The organism is Stenotrophomonas sp. STEN020, assembly GCF_056760195.1.
The window spans coordinates 24,464-40,739 of sequence record NZ_JBRREI010000044.1; the positions used below are offsets into that span (position 1 = coordinate 24,464).

A 16,276-nucleotide genomic window follows, 5' to 3' on the forward strand; every position below is an offset into this window, starting at 1 on the left:
GGTCGCAATGAGCTTCTATGCCGTCGCCGGTGCCGTCAATACAGGTTTCATCCTGCTCAGTTTGGTTGGCGTGGCGTCGCAGCTGCGTCTGGTGCAGCGCAGGCGCAAGCGTGACGCCGCTGCCGATACCGCTACGGCGGTGTTATCGCTCAACCAGTTCACCGTCAGTTTTTTGGCCTATCTTTCGTTCTTCGTCTACGGCTACAGCATCACCCCATTCAATCATTTCATCGTTTGGCCGCGATTGCTGGCCTCCGTGTTGGTGTTGGTGATATTGATCGAGATCTGGCGTGATCGACGCAGTCGGGCGGCTACAGGTAGCTTGGTGGTGGCAGCGGTCATGTTGTCGTGCGCGCTGCTCGGCCTGTTTTGGGGGGAACGTCACGTTGACGAAGGAAGGGTGTTTGCCAGCGTCATGATCTTGTTGATCACGTTGCTGCTGGCACAAGGATATGCGCATCAGATTCTGCTGATTTGGCGTAGCGGCGATACCGGTGCGGTATCGTTGCGCATGAGCCAGCTGATCCTGTTGATGGATCTATCTACCATCGTCTTTGCATTCGCCATGGGGCTGCAATTGGGATGGCCGCTGTTGCTGCTGGCCGTCGTCAGTGGCATGACCAAGCTGGTCATACTGTGGCTGTTTCGATGGCAGCATGGCGCGCAGGCCAGCGAGCGTCGGCGGCGTTCAGCATCACTTGCATCAATTGATTCTTCCACTTTTTCGAGAGTTCCGTCATGAGTCTCCTCCCGCAGATTCGCATTCCCGCCACCTATATGCGCGGCGGCACCTCCAAAGGCGTGTTCTTCCGTCTGGAAGACCTGCCAGCCAGCGCACAGCAGCCGGGCCCGGCACGTGATCGCCTATTGCAACGGGTGATCGGGTCGCCCGATCCGTATGCCAAGCACACCGATGGCATGGGTGGGGCAACCTCCAGCACCAGCAAGTGCGTGATCATCTCGCCCAGCAGCAAGCCCGATCACGACGTGGACTATCTGTACGGGCAGGTGTCGATCGACACCGATTTCGTCGACTGGTCCGGCAACTGCGGGAATTTGTCTACCGGTGCTGGCGCGTTCGCGCTGCATGCAGGCTACGTTGATCCCGCTCGTATGCCGGAAAATGGTATCTGCGTAGTGCGCATCTGGCAGGCAAACATCAACAAGACGATCATCGCCCACGTGCCGGTCAGTAATGGTCAGGTGCAGGAAACCGGCGATTTCGAAACCGATGGCGTCACCTTCCCGGCCGCCGAGATCGTGCTGGAGTTCGTCGATCCGGCTGATGAGGGCGAAGGCGAGGGTGGTGGTGCGATGTTTCCCACCGGCAACCTGGTCGACGAACTCGATGTGCCTGGGGTCGGCAAACTGCAGGCGACCATGATCACCGCCGGCATCCCCACGGTTTTCATCAATGCGACGGATATCGGTTACACCGGTTCAGAGTTGCAGCCGGCCATCAATGAAGACAAGACTGCATTGGGGAAGCTTGAAGCAATCCGTGTTGCTGGCGCGCTGCGCATGGGCTTGATCAAGAGCCCTGAAGAAGCGCTCAAACGCCAGCACACGCCCAAGGTCGCCTTCGTGGCGCCGCCGCTCAACTACGTCTCCAGTGGCAACAAGCAGATCCATGCCGCCGATATCGACCTCAATGCCCGCGCCATGTCGATGGGCAAGCTGCACCACGCGATGATGGGTACGGCCTCGGTGGCCATCGCCACCGCAGCGGCGGTGCCGGGCACGCTGGTCAACCTCGCAGCCGGTGGTGGCCAGCGCGACGCAGTGCGCTTTGGCCATCCGTCCGGCACGCTGCGCGTCGGCGCCGCCGTCGAGTTGGTAGACGGCCAGTGGACCGTCACCAAAGCGGTGATGAGCCGCAGTGCACGCATCCTGATGGAAGGCTGGGTGCGCGTACCGGGTGATGCGTTCTGATAGCCCGCTCCGTCCATGGCTACAGGGGCGGCGAAAGAAGAGCAAGGGTCACTGGGATCAGTGGCCCTTTTCTTTTTTGTGGGATCGAGGACACACATGTAGCGCGTGTTGCGCGCCGGGCGGGTTTCCAGACAAATCCCCTGCAAGGGGTGCGTCACTACACAAGCCCTTACAAGCAGGCTGGTTATACTCCGGCGATCTGCGGGAGGACGCCATGGGTAACAGGATGTTGAAGCGTATTCGTTGGGCTGCGGCCGCCTTGATGGCGCTGGCCTTGGTTGCAGGATGCAGCAGGAACGAAACCGGGCAGCTGCCTGGGGCCAGTGGTGAGGCGATCCAGGCCAAGCAGGAAGAGGTCAAGGGCTTCGCCATGCTGCGCGCCTACCCGGACCAGAAGAGCGGTGACGGCCTTGCGTTGGCGGTGGAGTTCTCGCGCCCGTTGGTCGGTACCCAGGATTTCGACAAGTTGCTGCGCTTCGAGGAGAAGGTCGGCAACGAGGACAGCAGCTGGTCGCTGTCCGACGACGGCAAGACCCTGCGCTATCCCTATGTGGAGGCGGCCAAGGAATACACGCTGATCATCTCGGCTGACCTGCTGGCCGCCGATGGCAATCGGCTGGGCACAGAAGTGAAGCAGAAGGTCTTCACCGGTGAGCTGGATCCTGCGGTTGGGTTTGCCTCGCAGGGCAGCGTGCTGCCGGCCCGCGAGAGTCGCGGCCTGCCGGTGGTATCGGTGAACGTGGCCGAGGTGGATGTCGAGTTCCTGCGCGTGCGCGAAAAGGACCTGCCTACCTTTTTCAGCCAGTACCAGCGCGGCGGCCGCCGTGGCAGCTGGGAGCTGGATAGCGAATACAGCGACAGGACCCCACTCAACCAGCTGGCCGAGCCGGTCTACGTCAACCGCTTCATCCTTGGCGGCAAGCAGAACGAACGGGTGCTGACCTACCTGCCGATCCAGGACGTGAAGGAGCTGCAACAGCCCGGCCTGTACTTCGCGGTGATGAAGCGCACCGGCAGTTTTGACAGCGAGTTCGATACCTCGTTCTTCACCGTCAGCGACATCGGCCTGCATACCCGCGCCTACAAGGACAAGCTGTTTGTCCATACCGCTTCGCTGGCCGACGGCGCGCCGGCCAAGAAAGTCGAGCTGAGGGTCATCGACGCCAAGGGCGAGGTCATCCTCAAAGGCCAGACCGACGGCAACGGCAATGCCTTGCTGAACTACACGCTGGATGCCGCTCATGTGCTGGTCGCCAGCAGCGGTAGCGACACGACCATGCTGCCGTTCAACCAGCCGGCGCTGGACTTGAGCGAGTTCGCCGTGGCTGGGCGCCAGAACGCCAACTTCGATGTGTTCGCCTGGTCTGGGCGTGATCTGTATCGCCCCGGCGAAACCGTGCGCATCTCGGCGCTGCTGCGTGACAACGACGGCAAGACCCTGGTCGGGCCGGCCACCGGCGGCCAGCCGGTGTTCCTGCGGCTCAAGCAGCCGGACGGCAAGACCTTCCGTGAAACCCGTTTGCAGCCAGGCGAGCAGGGCTATTTCGCATTCGAGCAGACCGTTCCGGTGGAGGCGCCGACCGGGCGCTGGACGGTGGAGTTCCGTACCGATCCAGCCAGCAAGGAAGCGGTGCAGGGTATGACCCTGCGCATCGAGGAGTTCCTGCCCGAGCGCATGAAGCTGGACCTGGACAGCGCGCAGAAGACGCTGAAGCCGGGCGAGGCACTGAAACTGCAGGCCGATGCGGCCTATCTATATGGCGCACCGGCCGACGGCAACCGCTTCACCGTGCGCCTGGCGGTGGCGGTGGAACAGCACCCGGTCGAGTCGATGCCCGGATGGTTCTTCGGCGACCCGACCGTGCAGCTGCCGCGCGAAGCCAACGACGTGATCGATACCACCCTGCCGAAGGACGGCAAGCTGCGCGAAGACGTCGCACTGCCGGCCGAGGCTGGCAAGGCCACTACCGTGGCCGCGCTGCTGTCTGGCAGCGTTTATGAAACCGGTGGTCGCACCGTTACCCGCACCTTGAAGCGGGTGATGTGGCCGGCACCAGCGCTGGTCGCGGTGCGCCCGCTGTTCAATGACGCCGATGGCGCCGACGCCAACGCCAATGCACGCTTCGAGCTGATGCGGGTGGATGCCGACGGCAAGCCGCAGCCGGCCAAGGGTTTGAAGGTCACCCTGGTGCGCGAACTGCGCGACTACCACTGGACCTATACCGACAACCGTTGGGATTACGACTTCACCCGTCGCTTCGAGAACAAGGAAACCCGTACCGTCGATGCTGGCGCCACCTCGGCCAAGTTCGACTTCCCGGTCGAGTGGGGCGAGTACCGGGTGGACGTGTTCGATGCCGCCACTGGCCTGACCATGCGCTATCCGTTCCGTGCCGGCTGGAGCTGGAACGATGACAACCGTGGCCTCGATGCGCGGCCAGACAAGGTCAAACTGTCGCTGGACAAGACCGGCTACCGCGCTGGCGACACCGTCAAGGTCACGCTGACCCCGCCGCATGCCGGCCGTGGCGTGCTGATGGTGGAAAGCGACCGCATGCTGTATGTGCAGGACATCGACGCCAAGCCGGGCAGCACCTTTGAGATCCCGGTAACCAAGGACTGGGAGCGGCACGATGTCTACATCACCGCGCTGGTGTTCCGTGGCGGCAGTGCACCGAGCAAGGTCACCCCGGCGCGTGCCGTCGGCGTGGTGCATGTGCCGATGGACCGCCGTGACCGCCGCGTTGCGGTCGGCCTGATCGCGCCCAAGCAGATGCGCCCGGAACAGCCGATGACGGTCACCGTCAGCGCGCCAGAGCTGGCTGGGAAGCCGGCGCATGTTACCGTCTCGGCGGTGGACGTTGGCATCCTCAACATCACCCGCTTCCCGGTGCCGGATGCACCCGGGCACTTCTTCGCGCAGCGCCGCTTGGGCGTGGATGCCTATGACATCTACGGCCGGGTCATCGAAAGCTTCGAGGGCAATAGCGGCAAGCTGAAGTTCGGTGGTGACATGGCATTGGCGGCACTGCCACAGGCCAAGCGGCCGACCGCACGCGTGCAGACCGTGGACCTGTTCTCCGGCCCGGTGGCGCTGGATGCCAAGGGCAATGCGCGGGTGCAGCTGCAGGTGCCGGATTTCAACGGCACCCTGCGGGTGTCGACAATGGTTTACTCCGCGGACCGCTACGGCAACCGTGATGTGGAAACGCTGGTGCGCGCGCCGATCCTGGCTGAAGCCAGCATGCCGCGGGTGATGGCACCGGGTGATCGCAGCACCATTACCCTGGATGTGCAGAACTTCACCGGCAAACCCGGCGAGTTCAACGTACGCGTGGACGGTGAGGGCCCGTTGGGTATCGCCGAATCCACACGCAAAGTGCAGCTGGGCGCCGACGCCAAGAGCACGCTGAGCTTCCCGCTGAGTGCACAGGAGGGCTATAGCGTAGCCAAGGTGCGGGTACGGGTGGACGGCAATGGCTTCAAGGTGGATCGCCGTTACGACCTGCCGGTACGTGCGGCGTGGCCGTCGGTGCTGCGCTCGCAGACCCGCACGCTTGATCCCGTTGCGCCGATCAGCATGGACAGCAGCTTCGCCAATGGTTTGATGAGCGGCTCGGTCAATGCGCGCATGCTGGTCAGCGCCTTGCCGCCGATACCGTTTGCCTCGGCCCTGCAGGGCGCGTTGAACTACCCCTACGGCTGTGCCGAGCAGACCACCAGCAAGGGCTATGCAGCGCTGATGCTGGATGAGGCTACCTCGGCCATGCTCGGTGCTGACGGTCTGGATGCCAAGGTGCGCCGCGAGCGCATGGAAGGCGCGTTCGGGCGGCTGGCCTCGATGCAGGTGTCCAACGGCAACTTCTCGATGTGGGGCGATGACGACTACATCAATCCGGCGCTGACGCCGTATGTTGCCGAGTTCCTGCTCGACGCCAAGGATGCAGGCTTCGCGGTGCCGGAGAATGTGCTGCAGAAGGCCTTGAACCGGATCAGCGAAGACCTGCTCAGCGGCGGCAACCAGTTCTACGGCAGTGATCGCCGTGAGGCGCTGAAGTTCGCCAATCAAGCCTATTCCGGCTATGTGCTGGCACGGGTCAACCGCGCGCCGCTGGGTACGCTGCGCACGCTGTGGGACAACGAGCGCAGCAAGGCGGTGACCGGCTTGTCGCTGGTGCATCTGGGTGCGGCCTTGGCGATCCAGGGCGACAGCAAGCGTGGTCAGGCGGCGATTGCTGCTGGCTTTGCCAAGTCCAGTGCCGACCGTCCGGAGTACTTCGGTGACTACGGCAGTCGCCTGCGTGATGAGGCCTTGATGATCGCGTTGCTGCACGAGCGCGGCCTGTCCAAGCCGGAATACGATGCGCGCGTTATCGATCTGGGGCGTACGCTGGACGTGCGCCGCAACAGCGGCTGGATGTGGCTGAGCACCCAGGAACAAGTGGCTTTGGCGCGTCTGGGCAAGGCCTTGATGGTCAATCAGAAGAAGCTGGTGTCCGGCGAACTTGCGGTCGGCGACAAGGCCGAGAGCATCAGTGCACGCAAGGCGTTTGCCCGGGTGTTCGACGCGGCGCAGCTGGCGCAGGGCGTGCGGTTCTCGCCGCAGGGCGAGGCACCGATGTTCGCAAGCCTCGACGTTGCCGGCATTCCGCGTCAGCCGCCGGCACCGGACAACAGCGTGATCGGCATCGAGCGCGCCTGGTTCGGCACCGACGGCAAGCCGTGGACGCCGCGCCCGTTGAAGGAAGGCGAAGCCTTGATCGTGCGCCTCAGCGTCACCGCCAACTCGAACATGCCCGATGCGCTGCTGACCGACCTGCTGCCGGCCGGCCTGGAAATCGAGAACTTCAACCTCGGCGATGCCAAGCAGTGGGCCGACGTGGTGGTGGGTGAGGTCAGGGTCAGCGACCGTTCCAGTGCCGCCGACGTCAAGCACGAGGAGTTCCGTGACGACCGCTATGTGGCCGCATTGAAGCTGTCGCGTGGCAGCACCGCGCATGTGTTCTATCTGGTGCGCGCGGTCACCCCGGGTACTTACACCGTACCGCCGCCGCTGGCCGAGGACATGTACCGCCCCGACATGCGTGGCGTGGGCCGCTCCAGCCCGAGCACCATCACGGTGGTGCAGCCGTAATCGGCTCCTGCTCCCTCCCTTTGCCGAAGGCAAGGGGAGGGCTGGGGAGGGGGAGGCTCTGCCACGGCCAATCCATTCCGTTCCAGCGCCACAGTCAACAATCGCGGCGTCAGGCAGCTGCTCCTGCTCCCTCCCTTTGCCGAAGGCAAGGGGAGGGTTGGGGAGGGGTAAGCTGTTCCGCGGCCAATCCATTCCGTTCCAGCGCCACAGTCAACAATCGCGGCGTCAGGCAGCTGCTCCTACTCCCTCCCTTTGCCAACGGCAAGGGGAGGGTTGGGGAGGGGTAAGCTCTTCTGCGGCCAAGCCGTTCCGCTCCAGCCCCACAGGCAATGTTTGAAGAATCATCCCCATTGAAAGCGCGCGCCTCCCGGCTGAAACACGTTGGCGCCCGCGTGCGCACCATCTTCACGTTCCGCAACCTGCGCTGGGCGCTTGCCGCCCTGCTGGCATTGCTGTTGGTACTGGACCTTGCATTCCCGTTGCCACTGCCGAAGTCACGCGATACCAGCACCTTGGTGGTCGCGCGTGACGGCACACCGCTGCGTGCCTTCGCCGATGCAGAAGGCGTGTGGCGTTACCCGGCCTATGCAAAGACCATCTCGCCGCTGTACCTGCAGGCTTTGCTGACCTACGAGGATCGTTGGTTCTGGCGTCACCCCGGCATCAACCCGTGGGCACTGGCACGCGCAGGCAAGCAGATGCTGCTGGAGCGACGTATCGTCTCCGGCGGTTCAACACTGACCATGCAGGTCGCGCGCATCCTCGACCCGCATACGCGCACGCCCTGGGGCAAAGTCAAACAGCTGCTGCGCGCGTTGCAGCTGGAAGTGCACCTGAGCAAGGCGCAGATCCTCGATCTGTACCTGGAGCGCGCACCCTACGGCGGCACCATCGAAGGTGTGGAAGCTGCCAGCTGGGCCTATCTGGGCAAGTCGGCCACGCGCCTGTCGCAGGCTGAAGCCGCCTTGTTGGCGGTGCTGCCGCAATCCCCCAGCCGGCTGCGTCCGGATCGTCATCCTGAGGCCGCACAGCGCGCCCGCGACAAGGTGCTGACGCGCATGGCGGAACTCAAGGTGTGGTCGGCTGACGATGTGGCCGACGCGCGGATCGAGCCGGTGGTCGCGCGCTCGCTGCAGCAACCCTTGCATGCTGCCTTGCTCGCGCAACGCATGCGCAGCACTTATCCGCGCGTACCGCAGATCGGAACCACCATCGACAGCGGCCTGCAACGCACGCTGGAAGAACGTGTTTCCTCGTATTTTTCACAACTGCCGGAGCGCACGTCGGCGGCCTTGCTGGTGATGGACAACAGCACGCTGGAAGCGCGGGCCTATGTCGGCTCGGTCACCTTCGCCGACAAGGCACGGCTTGGCCATGTGGACATGGTGCAGGCCTGGCGCTCGCCCGGTTCAACGCTCAAGCCGTTCCTGTATGGCATGGCACTGGATGACGGTTTGATCCATTCGGAGAGTCTGATCGTCGATGCGCCGCAGAGCTTTGACGGTTATCGCCCGGGCAATTTCGATGCGGCGTTCAACGGCCCGGTTGGTGCGGCGACTGCGCTGCGGTTGTCATTGAACGTGCCTTCGGTGGATCTTCTGGATCGGGTAGGGCCGTCGCGGTTTGCCGCGCGCTTGGGCAATGCCGGTATCAATCTGCGTTTCCCGCGCGGCACCCAGCCTAGTCTGGCGTTGATTCTTGGTGGCACCGGCGCGCGCCTGGAAGATCTGGTCGGCGCCTTCTCCGCGCTGAATCGCGAAGGTATTGCCGGTCGCGTGCGCTACACGCCGAAAGACCCGCGCATTGAGCGCCGGCTGATTTCACCGGGTGCGGCGTGGATCGTGCGTGATGTGTTGGAATCCAATCCGCGTCCCGGTTATGGCGTGGGCACCTTCGATACCGGCAATCGCCCGCGCGTTGCATGGAAGACCGGCACCAGCTACGGCTATCGCGATGCCTGGGCAATCGGCAGCACCCGATCCTATACCGTTGGGGTCTGGGTTGGTCGGCCGGATGGCACGCCGTTGCCGGGGCAGTACGGTGCGGTTACCGCTTTGCCGTTGATGTTCGAGGTCATCGACAGCTTGCCGCGCCAAGCCGGTGACAACGCGGTTCGCGCGCGGCCGGATAGCGTCAGCGAAGTTGAGATCTGCTGGCCGCTGGGCATTGCTGCCGAGCAGACACTGCCGGCCATGTGTCAGCGTCGGTTTCCCGCCTGGGTGCTGGATGGCGTGGTGCCACCAAGTTTCCCCGAGCGCGAAGCGCGGCTCTGGCAATCCGGGCGCATGCGCTTCCAGGTGGATGCGAAAACCGGACAGCGCTTGTCGCCCGGTTGCGAAGGTCATCCAACGGTCGAGGATCGCGAGATAGCACGTTGGCCGGCGATGGCTTCGCCGTGGCTGACAGTAGCGCAACGACAGGCGCAGAGCCTACCGCCGTTGGCTGCCGATTGCGCCGACGACGGCCGGCAATCGGACGGCGTACTGCACATCGAAGGCTTGAATGATCTGGCCACGCTGGCGCGGCCGCCCGGCGCGCAGCACGGCCCGCGCCTGCAGCTGCGCGCGCTTGGCAGTGAAGCGACGATTGAATGGCTGCTTGATGGCCGCTGGATCGCGCAAACCCAAGGCACCCGCACGTTCACCCGCGACTTCAACGATGCCGGCGAGCACACCCTGACCGCGTTGGCAGCAGACGGCACCTGGACGCGCGTACGCTTCCGCGTAGTGAACTAAGGTGCGCAATGTAGTGCCGAGCCATGCTCGGCAAGGGCCTTCCCAGCAATGGAAGGTAGTGCCGAGCCATGCTCGGCAAGGGCCTCACCGGTAAAGCCCATGCCGAGCATGGCTCGACACTACCGTGGCGGCTGTTCCCGCTGTGCCTTTACTCCGGCAGATTGGCCAACACATGCTCGGCGCTGGAGACCTCGAACTGCCCCGGCTGTTCGATATACGCAGCGCGGACCACGCCGTTCTCGATATACAGCGCAAAACGACGCGACCGGATACCCATGCCCGACGCGCTGGCATCCATTTCCAGCCCCAGTGCACGGGTAAAATCGCCATTGCCGTCGGACAGCATCTGCAAGCCATCCGGCACCGACTGGCTCTTGGCCCAGGCCTGCATCACGAACGGGTCATTGACCGCCATGCAGAACACTTCGATGCCGCGGTTGCGGAAATCCTCGAAGTGCTCGACGTAACCGGGCAGGTGACGGGCCGAGCAGGTCGGGGTGAACGCACCCGGCACGGCAAACAGCACGGCCTTGCGACCATCGAACAATGCATGGGTGTCGATCGTTTCCAGGCCTTCGCGCAAGCGCTTGAGGGTTACTTCCGGAATACGGTCGCCGACGTTGATGGGCATTGGGGGCTCCTAGGCTGAATTTAAGTTTAAAGCGGCAGGACAGACGTGGTGTCTACAACTTGAAAAGGCGGTCTTCACACAATACGTCCTTGGCATGGGAAAGGCAGTGTCATTCCGGCATGCCAGTCCCCACATCTTGCAGGAGGACATCATGAGCATCGTACGTTACCGCCAGTGGCCGACCCAGTCCGAGATTCATCAGTTGTTGTCGCCACTGCTTGAAACCGTCACCAACAGCACCGCGTCAGCCTGGGTGCCTGCAGTCGATATCCGCGAGGAAGCCAGCCGTTTCGTCGTTTCTGCCGATCTGCCCGGCGTTGACCCTGCCGGCATTGAAGTGCAGATGGAAAAGGGCGTGTTGACCATCAGTGGCCAGCGCAGCGCGCCGGAACTGGCCGAAGGCCAGCGTCTGACCCGCAGCGAACGCGGCCAGGGCGCCTTCAACCGCCGTTTCGTGCTGCCTGACAGCGCCGATGCCGAGGGCATCGTTGCCCATAGCCACAATGGCGTATTGGAAGTGCGCATTCCCAAGCGTAGCGAAGCGGCACCGCGCCGCATCCAGGTGGTGCAGGGCCAGCCCAACGCCTGATGGCGTGAGCGAACTTCCACCTGCGCAGGCACCGTGGCCCGGTAGAATGGGGCCACGGCGCCTGCCGATTGCACGATGGCCCGTTGCCGCAAGGTGTCGGGCCAGCTTTTTTTCAGAGGTGTGAGGATGGAATTCAAGGATTACTACGCCACGCTTGGGGTTGAACCCAGCGCCGGTGATGCCGAAATCAAGACGGCCTACCGTCGGCTGGCGCGCAAATACCACCCGGACGTAAGCAAGGAAGCCGGCGCCGAGGACAAGTTCAAGGCGATCAACGAGGCCTATGAGGCGCTGCGCGATCCGGCCAAGCGCAAGGCCTATGACCAGCTGCGCGCGCAGGGCTATCGCCCGGGCGAGGAATTCAATGCCCCGCCGGGCTTTGGCGGCGGGCAGGGGTTTGATTTCGAGGAAGTGTTCGGCGGCGGCAACGCCAACGGCGGCTTCAGCGATTTCTTCGAGAGCCTGTTTGCTCGCCAGCGCGGCGGCGCGGGTGCGGGTGGACGTCGTCCGGGTCCTGGTTTCGGTGGTGCCGGCCCGCAGCCGATGCGCGACACCCGTGCCAAGCTGTCGGTGCCGCTGGAGGCTGCCTACAACGGCGATAGCCTGCGCATCACCGTGGACGGTCGCCAGCTCGATGTGCGTGTGCCCAAGGGCATCCGTCCGGGCCAGGTGATCCGCCTGAGCGGGCAGGGCAGTGGTGGCGGCAATTTGATGCTGGAAGTCGAATACGCTTCGCACCCGCAGTTCGAGGTGGATGGCCGCAATATTCTGTACACCTTGCAGGTGACCCCATGGCAGGCTGCCTTGGGAACCAGCATCAGCGTGCCGACGCTTGGTGGTTCGGTGGAGCTGAAGGTGCCGGCCGATTCGGACAGTGGCCGCAAACTGCGCCTGCGTGGCCGTGGCTTGCCGGGTAAGCCCGATGGCGACCAGATCGTGGAGTTGGAAGTGATTGCGCCGGTGGCGACCAATGAAGAGCAGCGCAAGGCTTACAAGGACCTGGCCAAGGCGTTTGGCGAGGACTGAGTGCGTTTGGGTGTGTGCTGTTGAAGAGAAGCGGGCTTTGCCCGCTTTTCTTTTTTCCGTTGGTTTATATCCTTAGCTAGAAGCTTCCCCTCACCCCAACCCCTCTCCCGCAGGCGGGAGAGGGGCTCGGATTGCTTGCGCTCGTAGTGCACTAGCCCCTCTCCCGCGTGCGGGAGAGGGGTTGGGGTGAGGGCAAGCTTCCAGCAAGCAGACCCAAATCAAACCCCAACAACCAAAAACAAGAAAGGCGGGCAAAGCCCGCCTTCCCAAAAGCTTTCCCCAAGAAAGCACTCTCACCCAACCGGCGGCGCCTCGGCACTGAACACCTGCGCGATCACTGCCGACAGATCGTCTTCGGTAAATGGCTTGGTGATGTAGGCCTTCGCGCCTTGGCGCATGCCCCACAAGCGATCGGTGTCCTGATCCTTGGTGGTCACCAGGATCACCGGAATGTGCTGGGTGGTCGCCTCGCGCCGCAGCGTACGGGTGGCCTGAAAACCATTGAGGTTCGGCATCACCACGTCCATCAACACCAGGTCCGGCAGCACCTGTTTGGCAACCTCCACCCCAGAGGCGCCATCAGTTGCGGTGAAAATCTCATGCCCCAGCTTTTCCACAATGCGCTGGATGCCCATCAACTGCGATGGTGAATCGTCGACGATCAGGATACGCGCCATGTTTTTCCCCAAGTAGTGGCGGCAGTGTAGTGCTGGCGCGCCGCTGGCGTGAAGTGATGCGTCTCACGCCGGGGCGACTTGTGGCCGATATCAGTCGATTCTTACGACGGTGCGGCCGAAGGATTTGCCTTCCAGCATGGTGGCGAACACCTCAGGCAGGCTGTCCAGGCCCACTTCGCGGGTACAGATACGATCCAGGTGACGCGGCTTCCAGTCGCTGCCCAGACGCTGCCAGACCTGCTCGCGGATGTCGCGGGCGGTGCCGGCCGAGGCCACGCCGAGCAGCGAGACACCGCGGATGATGAAGGGCATCACCGTCATGTCCAGCTCGCCGGAGGCGGCCAGACCGGCCGACGCCACGTTGCCATAGGGGCTGGTCTGCGCCAGCAGGCTGGTCAGCATGCTGCCGCCGACATTGTCCAGGCCGCCGCCGAAGCGGGCCGACTCCATCGGCCGGGTGGTGGCCAGGGCGTCGCGGCCGAGGATCTGGCTGGCACCGATCGCGGTCAGGTAGTCGGCGGCTTCGGCCTTGCCGCTGATGGCATGCACTTCGTAGCCAGCTTGACTGAAGATATCCACCGCCAGTGAGCCGACCCCGCCGGTGGCGCCAGTAACGGCCAGCGGGCCGTGGGCTGGCGTCTGCCGGTTGTCGGTCATGCGCAGCAGCGCCAGCGCGGCGGTGAAGCCGGCCGTGCCCAACACCATCGCCTCGCGCAGGCTGAGCTGGGCCGGCAGCGGGATTACCCACTTGGATTCCAGGCGCACGTACTGGCTGTAGCCGCCGTCACGGGTCTCGCTCAGGCCGCAGCCGGTGGTCAGCACCTGGTCGCCCTCGCGGAAGGCCGGGTCGGTGGAGGCGACTACTTCGCCGGCCACGTCGATGCCGCCAACCAGCGGAAAGCGGCGCAGGATCTTGCCCTTGCCGGTGCCGGCCAACGCATCCTTGTAGTTGACCGAGGACCAGCGAGCTCGGATCACCACCTCGCCCGGGCTCAGCTGGTCCAGACCCACTTGTTCAGGGCCGCTGCGGTAGCCAGCGTCGTCGTTGTGGATGCGGAAGGCGGTGAACGGGGCGGTAAGGGACATCGGTAGGCCTGCGTCGGAACGGGGGAGTGCAACCATAACTGTTGTGAAATGACCGGTCTGCCCTTATTCCTATTCAGAGCAGGTGCCGACCGGGGCCTGCACGGATACCGCGGGGCCGGCCTTGGCTGGGGTCCGCGCCGCAGGATCAGGTACTTGGCTGGCTGATCGGCGGGCAAACCTTTCCGTTCAGGTAGCCCCGAACCTGTTCAGAGTCTGCCTTGTTAGAATCGGGATTCGATAGATGGTCAGGTCCTCGGCGGGAGCCCCCGCAGCCTGGCCCATACAGATGGAGCATGCATGGCCTGGAATACACCCGGCGGCAACAGCGGTGGTGGTGCGGACAATAACCGCGCGCCGCGTACGCCACGTGGCGGCAACGGCGGAGGTTGGGGTGGTGGACTGCCCGGACCGCTGCGCGACCTGTTTGATGGCGGTATCTGGCGCTGGGCGCTGGTCGCGTTGGGTCTGCTGTTGTTGTTCTCCAGCTTCCAGCTGATCGGCGAACAGCAGCGCGGCGTGGTCCTGCGCTTCGGCGAGTACTCGCGCATCCTGCAACCGGGTCCCAACTTCAAGCTGCCGTGGCCGCTGGAATCAGTGGTCAAGGTCAATGCGACCCAGATCAAGACCTTCAGCAGCAACGTGCCGGTGCTGACCCGTGACGAGAACATCGTCAACGTGTCGGTCAACGTGCAATACCGCGTGGATGATCCGCGCGAGTACCTGTTCGGTACAGTTGATGCTGACCAGATGCTGGAACAGTCCGCACAGAGCGCCGTGCGTGAGCAGGTCGGCCGTGCCGATCTGAACACCGTGCTGAACAACCGTGGGCCGCTGGCCGTGGTTGCCGAGCAGCGTCTGCAGGCTTCGCTCAAGGCTTATAAGACCGGCCTCAGTGTGACCGGCCTGACCCTGCCTGATGCGCGTCCGCCGGAAGAAGTAAAGCCGGCCTTCGACGAGGTCAACGGTGCCCAGCAGGTCAAGGAACGCTTGATCAACGAAGCCCAGGCTTACGCCGCCAAGGTGGTGCCGGAAGCGCGCGGCCAGGCCTCGCGTGCCCGTACCACCGCCGAAGGTTACAAGCAGGCCATCGTCGCCCGCGCCGAGGGTGACGCACGCCGCTTCACCCTGCTGCAAGGTGAGTACAAGAATGCGCCGGACGTCACCCGCAAGCGTCTGTGGCTGGAAACGGTGGAGCAGGTGCTGGCCGAAAACCGCAAGGTCATCGGTGGCGACGGCCGTCAGCTGATCTACGTGCCGATGCCGGCTGATGCGGGCAAGAGCTCGGCTGCGCCGCAGCTGACCCCGGAAATGGTGGCACCGGCATTGCCGGCGGCAACCGACAGCATTCGCAACGCGGACCGTTCGGTCTCGCGCTCGGCATCGCGTGAGGAGGCCGGCCGATGAAAAATTCAGTCGTTATCGGCGTAGTCGTCGCAGTGTTGCTGGGCCTGTTGGGCTCGGTCTATGTGGTGCGTGAAGACCAGACCGCGATGGTGCTCAACCTGGGCAAGGTGGTACGTGCCGACATCAAGCCGGGCCTGCACTTCAAGGTGCCGCTGGTTGAAACCGTGCGCGTGTTCGATCGCCGCTTCCAGGTGTTGGATACCGCCCCGGCGCGTTACTTCACCGCCGAGCAGAAGGACGTCAGCGTCGACTTCTTCGCCATTGGCAAGATCTCCGACGTGCGCGCCTATTACCGCGCCACCGGCGGCGACAGCAAGATCGTCAACGCCCGCCTTGCGCCGATCATCACCGACTCGCTGCGTAACCAGATCAACTCGCGTACCTTGCAGGCCTTGGTGTCCGGTGACCGTGGTGAGTTGATTGCCGGCCAGCTGAAGTCGATCAACGAGGCGATTGCAGCCTTGGGCATGGAGATCATCGACCTGCGCATCAAGCAGATCGATCTGCCGACCGACAGCCAGGTGATCGCCGACGTCTACGAGCGTATGCGCGCCCAGCGTAAGCAGGAGGCGGCCAAGTTGCGCGCCGAGGGTGAAGAGCAGTCGCTGACCATCCGCGCCCAGGCCGACCGCGAAAGCACTGTGATCGTGGCCGAAGCCGAGCGTGATGCGCAGCAGCTTCGCGGTGAAGGCGATGCCTCCGCCGCCTCGATCTACGGCAAGGCCGGCTCGGCCGACCCGTCGTTCTACGCCTTCTACCGCAGCCTCGAGGCCTACCGTTCCTCGATGACCGACGGCAACGGCGTGATCGTGCTCGACAAGAACGACCCGTTCCTGCAGTACATGAAGAGCGATCGCTGATCGCAGCGCTCTAGCCCTTGTTTGAGCCCCTCTCCCGCCTGCGGGGTGAGAGGGGCAGCTTGCGAACCGTGGGTTCGCTGCCCATCGAACGCCCTTGCGCCAGCGCAAGGGCCGGGGCGCGGAGCGGGGGGTGGGGTGAGGGCAGCGTTGTATTTGGGGGGGGGGGGGGGGGGGGGGGGGGGCGGCCCAGGCAGGAGCGACG

11 protein-coding genes are annotated in these 16,276 nt (G+C 64.0%); 8 read left to right on the forward strand and 3 right to left on the reverse strand.

What is annotated here, in order from left to right; translation table 11 throughout:
* Positions 1-7 precede the first annotated feature (7 nt).
* From ACVOLZ_RS16565 to pbpC, 4 genes are all read left to right on the forward strand, one after another.
* Positions 8-742 (forward strand): hypothetical protein, encoded by a 735-nt coding sequence (locus ACVOLZ_RS16565; RefSeq protein WP_481517059.1) that lies wholly within the window; start codon positions 8-10, stop codon positions 740-742.
* Positions 739-1,932 carry a 2-methylaconitate cis-trans isomerase PrpF gene (prpF, locus tag ACVOLZ_RS16570; protein ID WP_481517060.1) on the forward strand — a complete coding sequence of 398 codons (1,194 nt, stop codon included), beginning with the start codon at positions 739-741 and terminating at the stop codon, positions 1,930-1,932. Before ACVOLZ_RS16565 ends, prpF begins: the two co-directional genes overlap by 4 nt.
* A gap of 214 nt (positions 1,933-2,146) precedes the next feature.
* Positions 2,147-7,066 (forward strand): alpha-2-macroglobulin family protein, encoded by a 4,920-nt coding sequence (locus ACVOLZ_RS16575; protein ID WP_481517061.1) that lies wholly within the window; start codon positions 2,147-2,149, stop codon positions 7,064-7,066.
* 392 nt (positions 7,067-7,458) lie between these two features.
* On the forward strand, positions 7,459-9,801 hold the full coding sequence (gene pbpC, locus ACVOLZ_RS16580; protein ID WP_481517062.1) for a penicillin-binding protein 1C: 2,343 nt from the start codon (positions 7,459-7,461) through the stop codon (positions 9,799-9,801).
* Between the two features lie 148 nt (positions 9,802-9,949).
* On the opposite strand, the gene ACVOLZ_RS16585 is transcribed toward pbpC, so the two are convergent.
* Positions 9,950-10,432: a redoxin family protein gene (locus tag ACVOLZ_RS16585; protein WP_481517063.1), complete on the reverse strand. Its 483-nt coding sequence runs from the start codon at positions 10,430-10,432 to the stop codon at positions 9,950-9,952.
* Between the two features lie 151 nt (positions 10,433-10,583).
* On the opposite strand from ACVOLZ_RS16585, the gene ACVOLZ_RS16590 reads away from it, so the two are divergent.
* Positions 10,584-11,021: an Hsp20/alpha crystallin family protein gene (locus ACVOLZ_RS16590; protein ID WP_481517064.1), complete on the forward strand. Its 438-nt coding sequence runs from the start codon at positions 10,584-10,586 to the stop codon at positions 11,019-11,021.
* A gap of 126 nt (positions 11,022-11,147) precedes the next feature.
* The gene (locus ACVOLZ_RS16595; RefSeq protein WP_481517065.1) at positions 11,148-12,047 is read left to right on the forward strand and encodes a DnaJ C-terminal domain-containing protein; all 900 of its coding nucleotides are present in this window, start codon (positions 11,148-11,150) and stop codon (positions 12,045-12,047) included.
* Between the two features lie 293 nt (positions 12,048-12,340).
* Here ACVOLZ_RS16595 and pilH read toward each other — a convergent pair whose 3' ends face one another.
* Both pilH and ACVOLZ_RS16605 read right to left on the reverse strand, forming a co-directional pair.
* Positions 12,341-12,724, reverse strand: coding sequence for a twitching motility response regulator PilH (gene pilH / locus ACVOLZ_RS16600; RefSeq protein WP_481511073.1), 384 nt, complete (start codon positions 12,722-12,724; stop codon positions 12,341-12,343).
* 90 nt (positions 12,725-12,814) lie between these two features.
* On the reverse strand, positions 12,815-13,810 hold the full coding sequence (locus tag ACVOLZ_RS16605) for a YhdH/YhfP family quinone oxidoreductase (RefSeq protein ID WP_481517066.1): 996 nt from the start codon (positions 13,808-13,810) through the stop codon (positions 12,815-12,817).
* A 297-nt stretch (positions 13,811-14,107) separates the two neighbouring features.
* Between ACVOLZ_RS16605 and hflK the strand changes: the two genes are divergently transcribed.
* Together hflK and hflC are read left to right on the forward strand one after the other, a co-directional pair.
* Positions 14,108-15,214, forward strand: coding sequence for an FtsH protease activity modulator HflK (hflK, locus tag ACVOLZ_RS16610; RefSeq protein ID WP_481517067.1), 1,107 nt, complete (start codon positions 14,108-14,110; stop codon positions 15,212-15,214).
* Positions 15,211-16,074, forward strand: coding sequence for a protease modulator HflC (hflC, locus tag ACVOLZ_RS16615; RefSeq protein ID WP_481517068.1), 864 nt, complete (start codon positions 15,211-15,213; stop codon positions 16,072-16,074). The genes hflK and hflC overlap by 4 nt, the downstream gene beginning before the upstream one ends.
* Positions 16,075-16,276 lie beyond the last annotated feature (202 nt).

What these genes read in the sequence shown, in the direction of transcription:
- ACVOLZ_RS16605 (WP_481517066.1), bottom strand. Translation starts at nt 13,810, where the DNA reads ATGTCCCTTACCGCCCCGTTCACCGCCTTCCGCATCCACAACGACGAC.
- ACVOLZ_RS16565 (WP_481517059.1), top strand. Translation starts at nt 8, where the DNA reads ATGAGCTTCTATGCCGTCGCCGGTGCCGTCAATACAGGTTTCATCCTG.
- ACVOLZ_RS16595 (WP_481517065.1), top strand. Translation starts at nt 11,148, where the DNA reads ATGGAATTCAAGGATTACTACGCCACGCTTGGGGTTGAACCCAGCGCC.
- hflC (WP_481517068.1), top strand. Translation starts at nt 15,211, where the DNA reads ATGAAAAATTCAGTCGTTATCGGCGTAGTCGTCGCAGTGTTGCTGGGC.
- ACVOLZ_RS16575 (WP_481517061.1), top strand. Translation starts at nt 2,147, where the DNA reads ATGGGTAACAGGATGTTGAAGCGTATTCGTTGGGCTGCGGCCGCCTTG.
- ACVOLZ_RS16590 (WP_481517064.1), top strand. Translation starts at nt 10,584, where the DNA reads ATGAGCATCGTACGTTACCGCCAGTGGCCGACCCAGTCCGAGATTCAT.
- prpF (WP_481517060.1), top strand. Translation starts at nt 739, where the DNA reads ATGAGTCTCCTCCCGCAGATTCGCATTCCCGCCACCTATATGCGCGGC.
- hflK (WP_481517067.1), top strand. Translation starts at nt 14,108, where the DNA reads ATGGCCTGGAATACACCCGGCGGCAACAGCGGTGGTGGTGCGGACAAT.
- ACVOLZ_RS16585 (WP_481517063.1), bottom strand. Translation starts at nt 10,432, where the DNA reads ATGCCCATCAACGTCGGCGACCGTATTCCGGAAGTAACCCTCAAGCGC.
- pilH (WP_481511073.1), bottom strand. Translation starts at nt 12,724, where the DNA reads ATGGCGCGTATCCTGATCGTCGACGATTCACCATCGCAGTTGATGGGC.